Origin of the sequence: Vibrio alginolyticus NBRC 15630 = ATCC 17749 (assembly GCF_000354175.2) — a bacterium.
Classification (GTDB): domain Bacteria; phylum Pseudomonadota; class Gammaproteobacteria; order Enterobacterales; family Vibrionaceae; genus Vibrio; species Vibrio alginolyticus.
Genome location: NC_022349.1, coordinates 955,108 through 973,856, shown reverse-complemented (window position 1 = coordinate 973,856; position 18,749 = coordinate 955,108). Strand labels below are relative to the sequence as shown.

Here is an 18,749-nt window from a genome sequence, read left to right as displayed (position 1 = left end):
CAAATGTTTTTTGGAGCTACAGCATGGAAAAATCAAAGCAATTATATAATCAAGTGAACTTCTCACATCAGGACTTGCAAGAACATATCTTTAGCAATTGTACTTTTATACATTGTAATTTTACGCGCTCAAACCTTCGAGATACACAGTTCATTAACTGTACTTTCATAGAGCAGGGGGCACTGGAAGGGTGCGATTTTTCTTATGCTGATCTTCGAGATGCTTCATTTAAAAACTGTCAGCTTTCAATGTCCCATTTTAAGGGGGCAAATTGCTTTGGTATTGAACTGAGAGATTGTGATCTTAAAGGAGCAAATTTTAGCCAAGTTAGTTTTGTAAATCAGGTTTCGAATAAAATGTACTTTTGCTCTGCATACATAACAGGTTGTAACTTATCCTATGCCAATTTTGAGCAGCAGCTTATTGAAAAATGTGACCTGTTCGAAAATAGATGGATTGGTGCAAATCTTCGAGGCGCTTCATTTAAAGAGTCAGATTTAAGTCGTGGCGTTTTTTCGGAAGATTGCTGGGAACAGTTTAGAGTACAAGGTTGTGATTTAAGTCATTCAGAGCTTTATGGTTTAGACCCTCGAAAGATTGATCTAACAGGTGTAAAAATATGCTCGTGGCAACAGGAGCAGTTACTGGAGCAATTAGGGGTAATCATTGTTCCTGACTAAGCGCAAGATTCGGCTACGCACATAACAAAGCGTTTAAGACAGATTCGCAACGCTCGGCATTTTCGGTTTGCTTCTATTTTAGTGTTTACGGCACAATGGTTTAGGTTAGGTGGAAATGTTGCTCACTACTTAACGCGGCGTTATGTTCCCGAGTACCCCACGTTTAGTAGACACTTTACTAAGTTAGATCTAGGGTCTAATTGAGAGGTGATTTATGGCTAAACATCGTAATCCAGCGTACACCGAAGAGTTCCGCAAAGAAGCAGTCCGCTTGGCCAGTCTTCCTGGCCGAACAGCCGTTTCCGTTGCCAAGGAGCTGGGCATCAGTGCCCAGCAGATCCGAAACTGGAAGCGCCAGTTCACACGCCTATCTGATAAACAGTTTAACACCTTAGACGGTGTCGATTACTCGAAGAAAGAGTCCGAAGAGCTTCGGGCGCTAAGGCGCGAGAACAAGCGACTCAAAGATGAAATGGAATTCCTAAAAAAGGTCTCGGCGTACTTCGCGAAGCAGCAAGAGTGAAGTACGAGTTCATCGAAAGCTATGTCGGTGAGTATTCCATTAGCTTAATGTGCCGCACCTTAGAAGTGAGTCGGGGCGGCTATTATAAGTGGTGCCATCATACGCCGAGTGAGCGTTCAAAGCGGCGAGAGCGCTTTGAACAGCTCGTCATGTGTACCTTTTCCCAATATCGGGCACGTTACGGCTCAGTGCGAATAGCCGAAGAGCTCAACGAAGCAGGCTATGCCTGCTGCGTGAATTATGTGGCTGATATCATGAAGGAAAAAGGTATCAGGGCACGTAATGGTAAAGGGTTTAAATACAGCAAGGATGTGGCTGCTATGACGAATGTTGCCGACAATTTACTGCGAAGAGACTTTGAGTCTGAGACGCCAAATCAGAAGTGGGTTACGGACATCACGTATATCTGGGTGAAGAGCCGTTGGCTCTTCTTAGCGACAGTGATGGACTTGCATTCAAGGCGTATTGTGGGTTGGTCGTTAGGGACAACGATGACCGTCGAGCTCATCACCAATGCCCTAAAAATGGCGTTTGAGTCACGTAAGTCGCCTAAAGGCGTCATTATCCACTCGGACCGTGGTGTACAATACAGAGCATATAAATATCAAGACTTCATGCGCAAGCATGGAGGTGTACCGAGCATGAGTCGGCAGGGCAACTGTTGGGATAATGCGGTGATGGAGTCGTTCTACAGTCGACTGAAAGTCGAACTGATATACGCAGAAGACTACCAAACCCTCGAAGAAGCCCGAATGGGCATCTTCGAATACATCGAGGTATTTTACAATCGCAGAAGAAGACACTCAGCGTTGGGGCACGTCAGCCCAGTTGAGTACGAAAGTATGTAGTTATGTACTGTCTACTTTTTGTGGGGTACACCAGTGTCAATGGGTTTCTAAACAGAGTGAGAAAGATAAAAATGCAGTTTATTTGGGAAGTCTCGGACGTAGAAATAGATACCTTGTTACCTCAGTGGAAATGGTTGCTTAATCCTACAGGGAAACCTTTGTATCTAACCATCATGGGTGACTGGCTATTTGGTGAAGTGGATGGCTCAATTTCATTGTTATCGGTTTTAGATGGTACCTATGAAACAATTGCTTCGGACTTTCATGAGTACAATAAAATGAATAAATCACAAGATTGGTGTGATAATGTCTTTTTAACTAGTTGGTATGACTTGGCGCTCGAACACGGGCTACAACCAAAACAAGACGAATGCTTAGGTTGGAATCTGCATCCAATTATTGGTGGTGAGTTTTGTATGGAAAATTTGCAAGTATTTACTATGAAAGTATATCAATCACTAATGTCTCAGTTGCATTTTCAACTTCAGCACGCAAACACATAACAAACTGTTTAAGAGTGATTCGCAACGCGTGGCATTTTTGCTATGCGTTGCGTCTAGTGTTTAAGGTGGCATGCGGGAGCATCGGTATTGTGTTGCTCACACCTTAACAGGGCGTTAACTGGCACAGAAAATACGAAAGCACATTGATACGGTTTCTAGGTTCGGAGGTTTAGCGTGTTCGGTCGGTTTCCTTAGCTGAGGTAATGCGACTAATTTCAGTTTGGTACTTAAGCTTACTGATGTGAAAGGCGGCATAAAGCCTTCTAATAATATAAGGCGTTCGCGATTAGTTCGGCGCACTTACATCGCCGAAGTATGGTGTTGTGAGACGCATTTCAAACTAAAGATCAACGGTAATTTTTTTGTTAAACACATATTTGAGTTAGCTTTGCTAATCATTAATTAGCAAAACGAGCTTTGGCGAAAGTGGCTGAAAAATCGGCGAAAACTGAAAGGCGCTCAGTTAACAAACTGTTCAAGAGGGATTCGCAACGCGTGGCATCTTCACTATGCGTTGGTTTAAGTGATTAAGGTGGTATGCGGCGGCATTGGTATTGCGTTGCTCACCCCTTAACAGGGCGTTATACCGCCGAGTACCCCACGTTTAGTAGACACTTTACTAAGTTAGATCTAGGGTCTAATTGAGAGGTGATTTATGGCTAAACATCGTAATCCAGCGTACACCGAAGAGTTCCGCAAAGAAGCAGTCCGCTTGGCCAGTCTTCCTGGCCGAACAGCCGTTTCCGTTGCCAAGGAGCTGGGCATCAGTGCCCAGCAGATCCGAAACTGGAAGCGCCAGTTCACACGCCTATCTGATAAACAGTTTAACACCTTAGACGGTGTCGATTACTCGAAGAAAGAGTCCGAAGAGCTTCGGGCGCTAAGGCGCGAGAACAAGCGACTCAAAGATGAAATGGAATTCCTAAAAAAGGTCTCGGCGTACTTCGCGAAGCAGCAAGAGTGAAGTACGAGTTCATCGAAAGCTATGTCGGTGAGTATTCCATTAGCTTAATGTGCCGCACCTTAGAAGTGAGTCGGGGCGGCTATTATAAGTGGTGCCATCATACGCCGAGTGAGCGTTCAAAGCGGCGAGAGCGCTTTGAACAGCTCGTCATGTGTACCTTTGCCCAATATCGGGCACGTTACGGCTCAGTGCGAATAGCCGAAGAGCTCAACGAAGCAGGCTATGCCTGCTGCGTGAATTATGTGGCTGCTATGACGAATGTTGCCGACAATTTACTGCGTAGAGACTTTGAGTCTGAGACGCCAAATCAGAAATGGGTTACGGACATTACGTATATCTGGGTGAAGAGCCGTTGGCTCTTCTTAGCGACAGTGATGGACTTGCATTCAAGACGCATTGTGGGTTGGTCGCTTGGGACAACGATGACCGTCGAGCTAATCACTAACGCTCTAAAAATGGCGTTTGAGTCACGTAAGCCGCCTAAGGGCGTCATTATCCACTCAGACCGTGGTGTACAATACAGAGCCTACAAATATCAAGACTTCATGCGTAAGCATGGAGGTGTACCGAGCATGAGTCGGCAGGGTAACTGCTGGGATAATGCGGTGATGGAGTCGTTCTACAGTCGACTGAAAGTCGAACTGATATACGCAGAAGACTATCAAACTGTCGAAGAAGCCCGAATGGGCATCTTCGAATACATCGAGGTATTTTACAATCGCAGAAGAAGACACTCAGCGTTGGGGCAGGTCAGCCCAGTTGAGTACGAAAGTATGTAGTTATGTACTGTCTACTTTTTGTGGGGTACACCAACCGCAATCAATCATCTAACCTTTTCATGGCTTTACGGTAAACATCGCTACGTTCGCGTTTTCCAACTGCTAAGACGGTTACAATGATGACATCGTCTTCAACTTTGTAGACGAGACGGTAGCCCGATTGACGCAACTTAATTTTATACATGTTGTCAGCTCCAGAAAGCTTTGAAGCCGGAACATGTGGGTTATCTAAGCGCTCGATTAGCTTTTTCTTAAATTGTTGTTGCAGAGTAGAGCCAAGCTTTTTCCACTCTTTGAGTGCACTCTTTTTAAAGTCGAGTTTATAGGTCATCAATATTTACCGAAATGCTCTCTTCAGATTCACGCTCTTTAGCGATAGCTAGTAGTTCCAGATCTTCGAGTCTGTCCATCATCATTTCGTACGCTTCGGCAGGCACGCAATAAAATGCTGGTTCATTTCGGTTTAATACAGCAACAGGTTCGCCGTAAGCACTAGTTGCAACTTTCATAGGGTTAGCTTTCAACTCAGTAATGCTTGCAGCAACATCGGCTAAAATTCTAGTGGTCATATAATCGGTCTCTTAAGTGGTTTTTATGTTGGTCATTTTAGCCTCAACCAAGCGGTATAACAAGTTGCTTAAGAGTGATTCGCAACCCGTGGCATTTTTACTATGTGTCGGTTTATGTGTTTAAGGTATTATGCGGAGGCTAAGGTATTGCGTTGCTCACACCTTAGCAAGGCGTTATGTTTCACATTGATTTATAAGCAATAAATAGTTTTTGGTTTACTTCTTTGGTTACTCTAATAAGTTGTCTTCATGGTTTCAGAAATTCAATATCGGTGGCCTAAATTCTTGGATTTCTCAACCGATTTTGAGCTTCAAACCTCAGGGTTGCTTCCATTGAAATTATGGATTTATTCTGAAAATTTATCTTGCTTAAAGTCGCTTTGGTTTTGATGATAGGTCTCAATTATTATGCGCTTTGCATTTGTTGCACTTGTCATAATGGTTGGTTGACTCGTGTGATGTGAGTTGAACAATTTCTTGAGCACAGCAGTTCTTTGTCAAGAAAGTGAGTCGTTTGTGGTAAAACATAACAAACAATTCAAGAGCGATTCGCAACGCATAGCATTTTTAGTTTGAATCGGCTTTTGTGTTTACAGCGCAATGGTTTAAGTTCTTTGGTGGCGTCGCTCACGCCTTAATTGGGCGTTAGCCGTCATGGAGCTTGCTATACTCAAAGTGATAGAATAGTATCACTTTAGTATTCCTTTGGAGCAGCTCTCATGAAAGTAGAACTAGTTACATCACTCAAACGTCAAGCAACTAAGATCCTCGCCGATCTCCACGACACCAAAGAACCAGTGTTAATTACTGAGCATGGTAAGCCATCTGCGTATCTAGTTGATGTTGATGACTACGAATTTATGCAAAATCGTTTAGCTATCCTTGAGGGTATTGCACGAGGTGAGCGTGCACTAGCTGACGGCAAAGTGGTAAGTCATGATGAAGCCAAGGACAAAATGTCAAAATGGCTGAAGTAATCTGGACTGAACCTGCGTTATCTGATCTCAATGATATCGCTGAATACATCGCACTTGAAAATATCGTAGCTGCAAAGCAGTTAGTACAAACGATCTTCTCCAAAGTCGAACGCCTACAAACTTTCCCAGAGTCAGGTCGTATTCCACTCGAGCTAGAACATTTAAGTTATCGTGAAGTTGTCGCTAATCCATGTCGTGTTTTCTATAAACAAGACGGTGACAAGGTGTTTATTCTGTTTGTTATGCGTGCAGAGAGAGATTTGCGTAAGTTCCTGTTGAGTAAGCAGTAACCTTTGGGAATGAGCGGCTAACAAACTGTTTAAGAGTGATTCGCAACGCGTGGCACTTTTACTATGCGTTGCGTATGGTGGTTAAGGTGATATGCGGCGGCATCGGTATTGCGTTGCTCACACCTTAACAGGGCGTTAGTTGCCAACGAGAAAAACGCAGCTAAAGCAGAATGTTTAGGGTTAATGTTCGTGTGTTTTTGGCTCGGTTTTCGTATTTCAATTTCTAGTTATTTGGGTTTGTAAAATCGTGCGTTGGTTTCTTTTGTTGTTGTATTCTCTATTTCAGAAATCGATTTATATGTTGAAAGTTAGCTCTGTAACATTGTTTGCCCAAAGGCGCTTTTTGGTGTTGTTAGCTCGTTTTCTACGGCGTTGTATGTTCCAAGTGGTTTCAGTGACAGACGCTTGGAAACTGCGCCTGATTTGAGTTTTCCGAAATACGCAAAGACAGTGTTGGCAAAGCGGCAACTAACTATCAAATCAAAGCTTTAGGTTTGGCAACTAACAAAGCATTCAAGAGGGATTCACAACGCTTGGCAGTTTTGGTTTGAATTGGCTTTAGTGTTTACGGCACAATGCCTTAGGCCGGGTGGTTTGCGTTGTTCACCCCTTAATGCGGCGTTAGTTGGTTCAAAGGATTGCAAGCTATGTATAAACAAACAGAGGTTAATAAAGTATTACTAAACCTCCTTTTTATCCTAAGCGCGATCATAATATTTACGTCTAGCCACATAAGCAGCGCAGTGATTGCATTATTAATCAATTTGGTTATAGCTGTATTGTTTTACTCTATGACAGTCGGAGTCAGTGGAAATAAAATTTACTGGTATTTTGGTTTCGGCTTTCTTCGCAAAGAAGTGGAACTGTCTGACATTGTACAGACTTCACTTTATGAGACTAAGTTGTATCAAGGTATAGGGATCCGTATGTTAAAAGATGGCTGGCTGTACAATGCTTCTGTGAGTAAAGCTCTTAAGTTAACACTGACTAGTGGTAAAAATGTTTATCTTGGGTGCAAAGACTGGAAAGGTCTTCAGAACGCGTTAAACTCCACCAACTAACAAAGCATTCAAGAGGGATTCACAACGCTTGGCAGTTTTGGTTTTAATCGGCTTTAGTGTTTACAGCACAATGGTTTAGTTTGGGTGGAATGCGTTGTTCACCCCTTAATGCGGCGTTATAGCTCAGGAGATAATCGTGGAATCAGAGGTACAGTCAACGGTGTTAAATTACACTCCTTTAATTACAGCTAGTTTGGGGGGTTCTTGGTACTCTACTAGGCGTGATAGTTACAAGTTTTGTTAATCACCAAAGATCAAAGCTTGAGCACAAAAATACACTAGAGCTGAAAAAAATCGAATTTAAGCGAACAAAATTAGAAGAGCTACATCTACTTTTTCAAAAGTGGGAAATTGATTTGCAGGGTATGTGCTTGGTTTTTATTCCCGTTTATAAAGGCGCAAACACTGCGGAAAATGCAATGAAGTTATCTACTGAAAATCGACTTCAGGAAAAAGGTGACTTTCAGAAGCTACAAACCATTTTGCAGCTACACTTCCCTGAGTTGTTTGATGACTTCGGAAACTTGATCAAATTGCGCGATGATGTACTAGATTATTGTCGTGAAAACAGGAGTTTTAAGCGCCAAAAACTTGATGAATTAATAAAGACTCAAGAAGCTTTCGACAATAAAGCAAAGGAACTTAAAGTTATGATGGCGCAACAGGCTAGTGAGCTATAACAAACTGTTCAAGAGGGATTCGCAACGCGTGGCATTTTTACTATGCGTTGGTTTTAGTGATTAAGGTGGTATGCGGCGGCTTTGGTATTGCGTTGCTCACCCCTTAACAGGGCGTTAGTACGGGGTTGGCATCAAAAGTTAAAATTTTCAGAGTTTACCGGTTTCTCTGCTTTGCTTTACACCTGAAACATTGTGCCTTTCACGATCTTTCCGGTGGCACTATATGCGGAGTGTTCGCTGTGAATTTACCGTTTACGGTTTCTAACTTTTTGGCTATTTCTTTGGTGTGATTTCTTTGATGCTGGAACATTTTTGTCAAACACTGAGTTTCTTTGGCGCTGCCGTTCAGTTTCGAAGTCCGTATCCTTTGCTAATTTGAAAACGGTGAAAATAGGTCAGTTAAGCAAGTTTTTCTTCTCGCCAGCTTGGGTTTTGAAATTGAGTTCAAGTTTGGTAGTTGTCTGTTTGGCTTCAGCGTTTTAAGCCATAATTTTCGTGCTATATTTCAATATCTTGGTGTGTGCCAAAGGCTTTAAGGGCAGCGTACTAACAAACAATTCAAGAGGGATTCGTAACGCGTGGCATTTTTACTATGCGTTAATTTTAGTGGTTAAGGTGGTTTTCGGTAGCATTGGTGTTGCGTTACTCACCCCTTAATTGGGCGTTATAAGCAAAGTCAGATTCAAAGGGTATCAAATGGAAATTGAGTATAAAGTTAACTGTCCAATTACAGCGGTACAGTTTATTGAATTGTTAGAAAAAACATCACTTGGTGTACGTAGACCGCTTGATGACAACCTTACAATTCAAGGTATGTTGGAAAATGCTAATCTAGTTGTTACTGCATGGTTTAACAACCAGCTCATCGGGATTGCACGTTCGGTGACTGACTTTCATTATTGTTGCTACCTTTCTGATCTAGCCGTCGATGAAAGTGTTCAATCTAGTGGTATCGGAAAAAATTTAATATTGATTACTAAAAAGCAACTAACTCCAAGCTGTAAGGTTATTTTATTATCGGCACCGCAAGCTGAAGGTTATTATCCAAAAATAGGTTTTGAACATCATCATAGTGCTTGGGTGTTATCGGAGGTTGAGCAATTAAAGAGCAGCTAGACATCGGTGCTATTTTGCTTATAACAAAGCGTTTAAGGCAGATTCGCAACGCGTGGCATTCTCAGTTCAAGTTGAGTTTTGTGTTTACGGTGTAGTTGTTTAGGTAAGGTGTAGGCGTCGCTCACTACTTAACGCGGCGTTAGCACAGGGTTGGCATCAAAGGCTAAAAGTTTCTGTTTTTATTGGTTTCTTTTCCTCGCTTTACACCTGATCAAATGTGCCTTTCAGGTTCGCTCCGGTGGCACTAGATGTGAAGTTTTCGCTTTGAGTTTATCGTTTACGGTTTCTAACTTTTGGGCTATTTCTCTGGCGTGGTTTTTTTGGTACTGAGAAATTTTCGGCAAAACAAGTGTTTCTTTGTCGCTGTTGTTCAAGTTCGAAGCCCGTATTCTTTGCTAATTTGAAAGCGGTGAAAAAGGGCAGTTAAGCATGTTTTTCTTCTAGCCAACTTACGTCTTGATGTTTGTTTTTAGTTTGGCACCTGTCCGTTTGGTTTTGGTGTTTTAAGCCATAAATTTCGTGCTATATTTCAATGTCTTGGCGTATATCAAAGGCTTTAATGGCAGCGTGCTAACAAACAGTTCAAGAGGGATTCAGCACGCGTGGCATTTTTAGTATGCGGTGGTTTTGGTGTTGAAGTGCAATGCGGCAGCTTAGGTATTGCGTGCTTCACCCCTTAACTGGGCGTTAGTTTGCAAGAGGAAAAACGCAGCTATATCGCAAGTTCTAGTGGTAAAAGTTCAAAGTTGAAATTGTCGTATTGGTGTTCAATTTCAGTGTTAATTAGCGTGGTAAAAGTCCAAAATTGGCATCGTTTCACGGTTGATTTGTTCTTTGGTGCGGCGACTTTTTGGTTAACTAAGTTGAACTTTTTTGCTGAAACTCTGCTCGTTGAGTTTGTTGCTACAAAAGCCGATTTACTCGCTGCGAGGACGTTTTCTCTGGTGTGGTAAGTTCACGTGGTTTCAGTGGCTTTGTTGAAAGTCCGCATTGTGAGATTGCCTTTCCAAAAGCAGTTTCTGGTGTAGTGAGTTCGTTTTCTGCGGCGTTGCTTGTTCCAAGTGGTTTCATTGACTAGCCGCTTTGAGACTACGCCTGACTTAAGTGCATCAAAGCACATAAATTTTGTTGTTCGCAAAGTTTAAAACAACGTAAAATCAACCTTTTGGGTCTGCAAACTAACAAACTGCTCAAGAGGGATTCACAACGCGTGGCATTTTTACTATGCGTTGATTTTAGTGATTAAGGTGGTTTGTAGCGGCTTCGGTATTGCGTTGTTCACCCCTTAGCAGGGCGTTATGCGTTTTATCGACTAGAGGATTATCGTGTTTGAGAAATTAATTGTTGTCATTTTAGGCGGTTTGGTCGGTTTTCTTTTAACTATCCTCAAAGAGTCTGTTGCTGCGAAAAAGTCAAAAGCAGCAGAAACGTACTACCTTGCAATTATTGTCACGAGTAGTATCGAGCAGTTTATAGTCGGTTGTCGTGAAGTCGTCACTGATGATGGCACCGAAGATCAGAATGGATACACTTACTATCACTCGAAAACCCCAAGCTTTATTCCGTTAGAACTTGAGGTTGATTGGAAAATACTTCCCCAGGATTTACTCTACGATTTGTTAAACCTACCTCAATTGGTTCACGAAGCTAATTCATATATCTCAGCTGTAAGTGATTATGCTGCTACACCTCCTGATTTTGCGGAATTTTATGAGGCGAGAGCAACGAAATATGCTGCTTTAGGTTTATTAGCCATTCAAATGTCTGAGAAACTTAGAGAATTAGGTGGTTTGCCAAAGCGTAAAGTAGAAGAGTGGGGTGATCGGCAAACATTCTTGTTGGTTCTTCATGAGAACGAAGAAAGAGAAATAATGCGAAAAGAGTTTCAGCAGAAAATGCTAGATTCTTTGAAGGCTCAGGCACACGCATAACAAACAATTTAAGAGTGATTCCCCACGCTTGGCATTTTGAGTTTGGGTTAAGTTTAGTGTTTACGGCGTCTAATTTTAGTATCGTGGTCGCGTGGGTCACACCTTAATTGGGCGTTAGCCGTCAAAACGGAGAAAACATGGAAGTACAATTTTTAGAGAAAAATTCTGATTACGAGTCAGTCCTAGAAGTGTTGTTACAACTTCGCCCAAATTACAACTTAGATACTTTGTCTGGTCAGATCGAGAAGCAGCAATCAAATGGTTACCAAGTCGTCTATGTCAAATCGCCAGAAGGCGTATTAGCAGCAGGCTTTAGCGTAGGTGAAAAGCTTGCTTGGGGTAAGCATATTTACATTGAAGACTTGGTAACTAATGTGCAATTTCGTTCGAGTGGAGTAGGTAAATTTATTATCGATTGGTTTAAAACATATGCTTTAGAAAGCGGTTGTGAACAAATACATTTGGATTCTGGTGTTCAGCGTTTTCCAGCACATAAGTTCTATTTACGCGAAGGTTTCAATATCGCTAGTCACCACTTTTCTATAGTCGGCGTCCAAAACGGCTAACAAAGCGTTTAAGACGGATTCACAACGCTTGGCATTTTTGGTTTGTATCAGCTTAAGTGGTTACGGCACAATGGTTTAGGTTAGGTGGTCGCGTTGTTCACCACTTAACGTGGCGTTAGCCAACATTTGGAGTTTATTGCTTGAAAAAGATGATAGAAGAAGCTTTTGCTCAGTATGATGCAGGGAAAAGACCCCAAAATTACGGAAAACCGGGTCACTGGTATGTATTAAGTGATAGCAATGGTATATATCCAGCGAAGATAATTTGGGCTTTGGCAAACGGTATTTCGGATACAACAGAGTTTCATTCAAAATATGCACGAGAGCAGTTCTCTCGTCTTGGCTTTCGCTTGTTTGATAACAGAGATAGTGAGCAGAATGACTTTGACGAAAAAATTAAGAACTCACTTAGCACAAGCTCCGAAGCTAGGAGAAAACGCTTAGCTAAAGCTAATAAAAAACCTCAATTTGTATTGGAGTTGGTTACAAAATTCAAACGAAACCCTGATGTAGTAGCTGAAGTATTAGTAAGAGCAGGGGAATACTGTGAGGGTTGCAGTAAAAAAGCTCCATTCCAACGTAAAAAAGATAGGAGCCCATACCTTGAAGTGCACCATATTGTCCCTTTAGCGAAAGGAGGAGATGATACTGTAGAGAATGCTATTGCTCTGTGTCCCAATTGTCATAGAGAAGCCCATTTTGGCTAACAAACTGTTTAAGAGTGATTCGCAACGCGTGGCATTTTCACTATGCGTTGGTTTTAGTGTTTAAGGTGGTATGCGGCGGCTTTTGTATTGCGTTGCTCACACCTTAACAGGGCGTTAGGCGTCATTTATAGATGATAGGTTCAATGTGAAAGATATAAATACACAAATGATTTTGCAGTTAAAACGAAGAATTTTAGAAAATTTTACTGCTGAAAACTGGATCGAGTTAGGTTTGATAACTGACTGCACACACCTTATCGAACATCATTCAAGGTTATTGCGTAGTCTACATTTTGGTGATGAAGACTATAGCGGGTGTATTATTAGCGTTTTACGCTCTATGGTTGATCACAATGCAAATGCCCTAAAAGAAACCGAGGCTTACTTAAATGAATGGTATCCTGATCAAAGCGCTACATACATTTCTGCCAAACCGTCTGAGAGGAAAATTACGTTTTCACCAAATGTGTTTTCAATACCGGATAGTGACGTGGAAGATGATTTAGTAGCGGTTATGATGCCTTTTGCTGGTTTTAGTAGTGTTTATGACGCGATCAAAGGCGCAACAGAAGATGCAACGCTTAGATGTCTACGAGCTGACGATATATGGAAACACTCGTCCATAATCCAGGATATATTTAGTCTTATCTACCGTGCAAAAATTGTGGTGGTAGACTTTTCCAATAAAAACCCGAATGTTATGTATGAAACAGGTATTGCTCATACCCTCGGTAAAACAGTCGTCCCAATAGCACAAAATGTAAGCGACATTCCGTCCGATATGATTCATCACAGAGCTCTGATCTATTTAAACAACGGTGAGGGCCTTCAAACTTTGAGAGAGCAGCTAGCAGGTAAACTCAAGCTCCTGAGCGCCTAACAAACAATTTAAGAGTGATTCAGCACGCTTGGCAGTTTTGGTTTGGGTTTAGTTCAGTGTGTACGGTGGTCAAATGAAGTACCGTGGTCGCGTGCTTCACACCTTAATTGGGCGTTAGGAGGGATTATTTTGAAGCGATTTTTACTAGCAGCTTTATCCATAGTGTTTTTGACAAGTGATTCAAGTTCTTGCAAAAGCAGAAACGACCCTAGTAGTCCTATAAATATCGCAATTTATCAGATGATTGAGGGAAAAAGCAGCTCGTATGCTCAACGTTTGTTGAAGAAGGGAATGGACGTTAATACAGTCAATTCATGTGGAGCGTCACTATTACTCATGGCGTCATTTCTTGGTGACCATGAACTTGTAAAAACTTTACTATCAAGTGGTGCGCTCCCCAACATACAGAATTATGAAGGGAATAGCCCAGTTTTTGCATCTGCTAACTTCTCCAATAACAAAATATTAAAGCTACTTCTTGATAATGGAGGTGATCCCAATTTACTTCTTACTCAGGAGTATGTTTACAACTCACCATTAATGATTGCTGCAATCAATGAGAATATCGAAGGTGTTAGGTTATTATTAGAGGCGGGAGCCGATTGTAATTACCGCAATCAATTGGGAAATTCAGCAAGAAAAATTGGTGAGGCTTCATTGAATTTAGAGCTGAAAGCATTGCTTATGGCGTGCGACAATCCCACCTAACAAACTGTTCAAGAGGGATTCGCAACGCGTGGCATTTTCACTATGCGTTGGTTTTTGTATTTAAGGTGGTCTGCGGCGGCTTTGGTATTGCGTTGCTCACCCCTTAACAGGGCGTTAGTCGCCAGAAAAAGCTAGAAGTCAAAATCATGTTTCTAAGCTCAAAACTTGGCTACTGGTTGTTTGATTCATAGTTCCATCTTCGACGGTCAAAGCTCAGTTTCATCGGTTCTAAATCAATGCATTGCTATTTTCCAAGCGGTTGTTTCGTTCTTTGGTGGTGATAGAGCGGGGCAATCGAAAATCTGTTTTTGGTTGCAAATCTGCTCGGTGAGTTGGTTGGTTTAAAAGCTTATTTAATTGCTGAAAGGACGTTTTCTCTGGTGTTGTAAGTTCCACGTGGTTTCAGTGACTTTGTTGAAAGTCCGCACTGTGAGATTGGTTTTCCAAAAGCGCTTTTTTGGTGTTGTCAGTTCGTTTTCTGCGGCGTTGGCTGTTCCAAGTGGTTTCATTGAATAGCCGCTTTGAGACTACGCCTGACTTAAGTGCATCAAAACACATAAAGTTTGTTGTTCGCAAAGTTTAGTTCGGCTTAAAATTGTCGCTCGGTGCCTCGCGACTAACAAACTGCTCAAGAGGGATTCGCAACGCGTGGCATTTTCACCATGCGTTGAATTTAGTGATTAAGGTGGTAAGCGGCGGCTTCGGTATTGCGTTGCTCACCCCTTAGCAGGGCGTTATGCTCTAGGAGGGAATTTTGCTCAATTTACTGAAGAAAGTGGTGCTAATCAATCTTGTTGCAGCATTGATTGTTATTCTCTTAGCTCAGTTTGTCCCCTTCTTTGCTACTACTCAGCCAGTCGACTTTCTGTTCTTCGTTGTTATCGTGAACTGGGTTTTAGCAAAGCTTATGTGGGAAGGTGGCGTATATAGTAAAACAGCGCATATGGATGATTCTAGAACAGATAAAGTTTACAAAATGGTAGAAGGTCATGATTTCGAAGAAGACCAACGAGAGCAGCATAGAATGAACTTCCAGACAGGTTTGGTTTTCTTTATTGCAGGGCTTCCAGCGTTTATCACTTGCTTAATTCTCCAATTTCTTTGAGTACGAGCATAACAAATTGTTCAAGAGTGATTCGGCACGCGTGGCATTTTTACTATGCGTTGGTTTTAATGGTTAAGGTGGTATGCGGAGGCTTCGGTATTGCGTGCCTCACACCTTAACAAGGCGTTATACCGCAAGGAGAAAAATCAAACATGGAATTAGTTTCACCCTCGTTAGAATTTGAATCCGAGTTTTCGGTGTTTTATCAAGATTTTGTTAAAAATGATGTAGAGAATGCGGAATATTACCGTAACGGAGTCTCAGATTTCACGCGATATGTCCAGCAGATTCAAGATGAAGCCCAGGGTTTAAATTTACCTGATGGCTATGTGCCATGTAATCATTTTTGGTTTGTCGACGGCAATCGAAATATTTTGGGCGCTATTCGTATTCGTCATAATATCAACAACGAGTTTCTAGCTTTAGAGGCAGGCCATATTGGCTATGATATTGCTCCTTCGCACCGCGGAATTGGTCATGGTAAATTGATGCTCAAGTTAGCGTTACCAAAAGCCAAAATTTTGGGTATTTCTGAGGCACTTATTACAGCAGATGAAGACAATATTGCATCGCGTAAGGTTATAGAATCTAATGGTGGCAAGTTTGAAAAAGTGGTTATGGGTAAAGTTTTTCAAGAGCCAGTGGCTAGGTATTGGGTAGCCTGTAAGTAGCGGTATAACAAAGCGTTTAAGGCAGATTCGCAACGCTCGGCATTTTTAGTTCAAGTCGAGCTTTAGTGTTTACGGTGTAATGGTTTAGGTTAGATGGTAGCGTTGCTCACTACTTAACGCGGCGTTATGTGATTAAGCGAGGTTTATGTGATACGGCTATTTTTAGTTCTATTTTTTTGTTTTTCATCGGCTGCATTATCTGCGTCTACAAATTTTGGTTTTTATTCAAATGTTAAAGCTAATTTGGAAACTGGCTCCATTGATGGGTATGAAATTTTAATTGTTCCAGCACAGAACGGTGACCAGTTAATTTTTCAAGTGTCTAAAGGTTGGCCGTCGAATGTCATAGTTTTTGATGTGGATGTAAATGACATTGAATTTGTCCATCCAACACTTGGAAAAATAGAAGTAGAATTTGTTAACGATGATTTGCATCTTGAATTTAAAGATAAATCTTTTGTTGAGGTTCTCAAAAGAGGCAAGTCTTTTTGGCAGCAATAAATAATCACATAACAAAGCGTTTAAGAGCGATTCCGCAACGCGTGCCAGTTTCGCTTCGCTCAAGTATGGCACGCATTACGTCACGCCTTAACGCGGCGTTATACGAATAGAGGGAAATTATGTACAAAAATACTGATTTTAACTTGGATTCAAAAGAGTTCAGGTTTAAGAAAGACTCATATCCTTTGTCTAAGATAAACAATGTTAGGGTTAAAAAGTTAAGTTTTCTTGATAATTTAGGTCAAGTTTTATTCTGGGTGTGTGTTTTTTCAGGGGCTGTTTGGTTAGTTATTCCAAGGTTGGAAGAGGTGCCACAATGGCTACTAGTTTTAGTTCTTAGTCTGACGGTTGTAGGTTTGGTTTTTGCTCTTTTTCGTTGTTCTAAATATGCACTTCAAGTCGAGTTTCGCCACATAGATGAAACGGGCGTTCAATGGGTTAATGTAGCTAAGTCATACTCAAAGTCAGATTGTGAGTTATTTGAACAGCAAGTGTCGGCACTGAAAAAATTCGTATAACAAATTGTTCAAGAGTGATTCGGCACGCGTGGCATTTTTACCATGCGTTGGTTTTAGTGGTTAAGGTGTTATGCGGAACCTTCGGTATTGCGTGCCTCACACCTTAACAAGGCGTTAGGCGAATGGAGTAAATAATGAGATTTTTGATTGTTATTTTGGGGATGTTTTCTGCATTAGCAGCGACGGCAGAAGAGACTCGATGTGGATGGCTTGAAAACCCTTCTCCTGCCAATATGTGGTTGATTGATCGCGATGGCTCGTGGGATATATCAGTCCAAGGTACTTCAAATGCATTGGACGATAAATCGATGGAACTGCTTTATCAAGCGACTGCAAATGAAAATGAATTTGTTAGAACAAATCGAAACTATGGTTTTAGTTGTGCTTGCTTAACAGTGGACGTAGACGAAGAGCAAAATTCGATTACAACAATCTATAAATCCAAGCAGTTACCTTTGAAGCAGTGTTTAGAGGACATATCCATAACGAAAGATATTCCACTTCCTTTTAAGTAATTCGCCTAACAAATTGTTCAAGAGGGATTCGCAACGCGTGGCACTTAGACTATGCGTTAGTTTTAGTGACTAAGGTGGTATGCGGCGGCTTCGGTATTGCGTTGCTCACCCCTTAACAAGGCGTTAGTCGCCAGAAAAAGCTAGCAATTAAAATCATGTTTCTGAGCTTAAAATTTAGCAGCAGTTTGTTTGGAACACAGATTCATCGTCGATCTTTAGAACTTAGTTTTAGCTGTTTTGAGTCCAAAATTTTGCAAGTGTCCTAGCGATTGTTTTGTTCTTTGGTGCTGACAGAGCAGGGCAATCGAGAGTTTGTTTTTGGTTGCAACTCCGCTCGGTGAGTTTGTTGGTACAAAAGCCGATTTACTCGCTGAAATGACGCTCTCTCTGGTGTGGTAAGTTCCACGTGGTTTCAGTGACTTTGTTGAAAGTCCGTACTGTGAGATTGGCTTTCCAAAAGCGCTTTTTGGTGTTGTCAGTCCGTTTTCTACGGCGTTGTTTGTTCTAAGTGGTTTCATTGAGTAGCCGCTTTGAGACTACGCCTGACTTAAATGCATCAAAGCACATAAAGTTTGTTGTTCGCACAGTTTAGTTCGGCTTAAAATTGTCGCTCGGTGCCTCGCGACTAACAAACTGCTCAAGAGGGATTCGCAACGCGTGGCATTTTTACTATGCGTTGAACTTAGTGATTAAGGTGGTTTGCGGCGGCTTTTGTATTGCGTTGCTCACCCCTTAGCAGGGCGTTATGTTCAAGGAACGTTAATAATGAAAAACGCAATTTTTATTGCATTAATATCAATGTTTATTGCTGGGTGTGTTGGTTTCAATGATTCGCCAGAGGCTAGACTAGTTCACAATGCATCCTTGATGAAAGTTCGAATACAAGATGAATTGAACCAGCAAGATGAGTATCTAGGGTACGATGTCCGTGTAAACTTCAAACTTAATGATAAAGCTGAGGTTACCGAATTCTCGGTGCTAAAAACTAGTGGGCTTCGCTCGTTTGATAACGCGGTCGAAAAAGCAGTAAAGAACAGCTCCCCATTCGAATTTTTATTAAGTCTAAGTCCGCAAGAGTTCGAGCAGTTTAAAGATATTAACCTTACCGTTGATTTAGAGTAGCCGTGAACATAACAAATTGTTCAAGTGTGATTCGGCACGCTTGGCATTTTTACTATGCGTTAGTTTAGTGGTTAAGATGGTATGCAGAGGCTTTTGTATTGCGTGCCTCACACCTTAACAAGGCGTTATGCGTATTAGGGAACATCGTAGAAGGAGATATCGTGTTTATTGAAAAGTATCAGTGGTTTTATGCCGCACTTTCAGGCTATTCAGCCACTTCGCTTTTAGTTCTTACAAACGTAAGTCCCGCAAACTTTGGCTTTTGGCTTATGTTGGCTACGATTGCGTTCGCAATATGTTTACCTGTATTCGCAACTTTTTCAATGACGTATTGGATATTTCTAAAGTACAGAGTTCCTCAGAAGAATGTAGCTTTGTTAATAAATAGCCCAAAGAGCCAGAAAGTAACAAGTTACAGTATGTATCTAATAGCATTTGCATCGCTATTTATAATAATACATCTAAGTTATATCGCCGGAGTTACCGCTGCCGTAGCCTTGTATTTTAGTAAAAATTTCAGTCTTACTGCTTATAC

At 41.5% G+C, this 18,749-nt stretch carries 26 protein-coding genes; 23 read left to right on the top strand and 3 right to left on the bottom strand.

The genetic code is table 11. The features are described from left to right. Nucleotides 1-23: 23 nt before the first annotated feature. From N646_RS04280 to N646_RS04255, 6 genes are all read left to right on the top strand, one after another. On the top strand, nt 24-680 hold the full coding sequence (locus N646_RS04280; protein ID WP_017822040.1) for a quinolone resistance pentapeptide repeat protein QnrVC10: 657 nt from the start codon (nt 24-26) through the stop codon (nt 678-680). A gap of 214 nt (nt 681-894) precedes the next feature. Then, nucleotides 895-1,203, top strand: coding sequence for a transposase (locus N646_RS04275; RefSeq protein WP_004413754.1), 309 nt, complete (start codon nt 895-897; stop codon nt 1,201-1,203). After that, entirely contained in the window at nt 1,200-2,051 is an 852-nt protein-coding gene (locus N646_RS04270) for an IS3 family transposase (RefSeq protein WP_021033953.1), read from the top strand. The genes N646_RS04275 and N646_RS04270 overlap by 4 nt, the downstream gene beginning before the upstream one ends. A gap of 71 nt (nt 2,052-2,122) precedes the next feature. Then, nucleotides 2,123-2,554, top strand: coding sequence for a T6SS immunity protein Tdi1 domain-containing protein (locus tag N646_RS04265; protein WP_005386969.1), 432 nt, complete (start codon nt 2,123-2,125; stop codon nt 2,552-2,554). A gap of 655 nt (nt 2,555-3,209) precedes the next feature. Further along, nucleotides 3,210-3,518 carry a transposase gene (locus N646_RS04260; RefSeq protein WP_004413754.1) on the top strand — a complete coding sequence of 103 codons (309 nt, stop codon included), beginning with the start codon at nt 3,210-3,212 and terminating at the stop codon, nt 3,516-3,518. 47 nt (nt 3,519-3,565) lie between these two features. After that, nucleotides 3,566-4,297 carry an IS3 family transposase gene (locus tag N646_RS04255; RefSeq protein WP_431188248.1) on the top strand — a complete coding sequence of 244 codons (732 nt, stop codon included), beginning with the start codon at nt 3,566-3,568 and terminating at the stop codon, nt 4,295-4,297. A 40-nt stretch (nt 4,298-4,337) separates the two neighbouring features. Here N646_RS04255 and N646_RS04250 read toward each other — a convergent pair whose 3' ends face one another. Continuing rightward, nucleotides 4,338-4,628, bottom strand: a complete 291-nt coding sequence (locus tag N646_RS04250) for a type II toxin-antitoxin system RelE family toxin (protein ID WP_005377002.1) — start codon at nt 4,626-4,628, stop codon at nt 4,338-4,340. Next, on the bottom strand, nt 4,618-4,866 hold the full coding sequence (locus tag N646_RS04245; protein ID WP_005377003.1) for a type II toxin-antitoxin system Phd/YefM family antitoxin: 249 nt from the start codon (nt 4,864-4,866) through the stop codon (nt 4,618-4,620). Before N646_RS04245 ends, N646_RS04250 begins: the two co-directional genes overlap by 11 nt. A 719-nt stretch (nt 4,867-5,585) precedes the next feature. Between N646_RS04245 and N646_RS04240 the strand changes: the two genes are divergently transcribed. From N646_RS04240 to N646_RS04165, 16 genes are all read left to right on the top strand, one after another. Then, the gene (locus N646_RS04240) at nt 5,586-5,843 is read left to right on the top strand and encodes a type II toxin-antitoxin system Phd/YefM family antitoxin (RefSeq protein ID WP_005448240.1); all 258 of its coding nucleotides are present in this window, start codon (nt 5,586-5,588) and stop codon (nt 5,841-5,843) included. Next, on the top strand, nt 5,831-6,133 hold the full coding sequence (locus tag N646_RS04235; protein WP_017822001.1) for a type II toxin-antitoxin system RelE/ParE family toxin: 303 nt from the start codon (nt 5,831-5,833) through the stop codon (nt 6,131-6,133). The genes N646_RS04240 and N646_RS04235 overlap by 13 nt, the downstream gene beginning before the upstream one ends. Nucleotides 6,134-6,780: 647 nt before the next feature. Further along, on the top strand, nt 6,781-7,194 hold the full coding sequence (locus N646_RS04230) for a hypothetical protein (RefSeq protein WP_017822003.1): 414 nt from the start codon (nt 6,781-6,783) through the stop codon (nt 7,192-7,194). A gap of 221 nt (nt 7,195-7,415) precedes the next feature. After that, nucleotides 7,416-7,874, top strand: coding sequence for a hypothetical protein (locus N646_RS04225; RefSeq protein WP_021033947.1), 459 nt, complete (start codon nt 7,416-7,418; stop codon nt 7,872-7,874). 696 nt (nt 7,875-8,570) lie between these two features. Continuing rightward, the gene (locus N646_RS04220; RefSeq protein ID WP_017822044.1) at nt 8,571-8,990 is read left to right on the top strand and encodes a GNAT family N-acetyltransferase; all 420 of its coding nucleotides are present in this window, start codon (nt 8,571-8,573) and stop codon (nt 8,988-8,990) included. 788 nt (nt 8,991-9,778) lie between these two features. Then, nucleotides 9,779-9,943, top strand: coding sequence for a hypothetical protein (locus N646_RS24670; RefSeq protein WP_155244049.1), 165 nt, complete (start codon nt 9,779-9,781; stop codon nt 9,941-9,943). A 372-nt stretch (nt 9,944-10,315) separates the two neighbouring features. Further along, nucleotides 10,316-10,921, top strand: a complete 606-nt coding sequence (locus tag N646_RS04210; protein ID WP_017822041.1) for a hypothetical protein — start codon at nt 10,316-10,318, stop codon at nt 10,919-10,921. 137 nt (nt 10,922-11,058) lie between these two features. Next, nucleotides 11,059-11,487, top strand: a complete 429-nt coding sequence (locus N646_RS04205) for a GNAT family N-acetyltransferase (protein ID WP_021033943.1) — start codon at nt 11,059-11,061, stop codon at nt 11,485-11,487. A 149-nt stretch (nt 11,488-11,636) separates the two neighbouring features. After that, complete coding sequence (locus N646_RS04200) at nt 11,637-12,194, top strand: HNH endonuclease (RefSeq protein ID WP_017821394.1); 558 nt, start codon at nt 11,637-11,639, stop codon at nt 12,192-12,194. Nucleotides 12,195-12,339: 145 nt separating this feature from the next. Beyond that, complete coding sequence (locus tag N646_RS04195; RefSeq protein ID WP_021707813.1) at nt 12,340-13,074, top strand: hypothetical protein; 735 nt, start codon at nt 12,340-12,342, stop codon at nt 13,072-13,074. 129 nt (nt 13,075-13,203) lie between these two features. Beyond that, the gene (locus tag N646_RS04190) at nt 13,204-13,782 is read left to right on the top strand and encodes an ankyrin repeat domain-containing protein (RefSeq protein WP_017821397.1); all 579 of its coding nucleotides are present in this window, start codon (nt 13,204-13,206) and stop codon (nt 13,780-13,782) included. Nucleotides 13,783-14,536: 754 nt separating this feature from the next. After that, nucleotides 14,537-14,887, top strand: coding sequence for a hypothetical protein (locus N646_RS04185; protein WP_017821402.1), 351 nt, complete (start codon nt 14,537-14,539; stop codon nt 14,885-14,887). Between the two features lie 152 nt (nt 14,888-15,039). Continuing rightward, nucleotides 15,040-15,558: a GNAT family N-acetyltransferase gene (locus N646_RS04180; protein ID WP_017821404.1), complete on the top strand. Its 519-nt coding sequence runs from the start codon at nt 15,040-15,042 to the stop codon at nt 15,556-15,558. Nucleotides 15,559-15,705: 147 nt separating this feature from the next. Continuing rightward, nucleotides 15,706-16,059, top strand: a complete 354-nt coding sequence (locus N646_RS04175) for a hypothetical protein (protein ID WP_017821405.1) — start codon at nt 15,706-15,708, stop codon at nt 16,057-16,059. A gap of 119 nt (nt 16,060-16,178) precedes the next feature. Continuing rightward, the gene (locus N646_RS04170) at nt 16,179-16,577 is read left to right on the top strand and encodes a DUF6232 family protein (RefSeq protein WP_017821406.1); all 399 of its coding nucleotides are present in this window, start codon (nt 16,179-16,181) and stop codon (nt 16,575-16,577) included. A gap of 134 nt (nt 16,578-16,711) precedes the next feature. Further along, nucleotides 16,712-17,092, top strand: a complete 381-nt coding sequence (locus N646_RS04165; protein ID WP_017821408.1) for a DUF4087 domain-containing protein — start codon at nt 16,712-16,714, stop codon at nt 17,090-17,092. Between the two features lie 215 nt (nt 17,093-17,307). On the opposite strand, the gene N646_RS24865 is transcribed toward N646_RS04165, so the two are convergent. Beyond that, a complete protein-coding gene (locus N646_RS24865) occupies nt 17,308-17,610 on the bottom strand; it encodes a hypothetical protein (RefSeq protein ID WP_017821409.1) in 303 nt (100 codons plus the stop codon). 247 nt (nt 17,611-17,857) lie between these two features. Between N646_RS24865 and N646_RS04155 the strand changes: the two genes are divergently transcribed. Continuing rightward, nucleotides 17,858-18,214 (top strand): cell envelope integrity protein TolA, encoded by a 357-nt coding sequence (locus tag N646_RS04155; RefSeq protein WP_017633715.1) that lies wholly within the window; start codon nt 17,858-17,860, stop codon nt 18,212-18,214. Nucleotides 18,215-18,749: the final 535 nt, after the last annotated feature.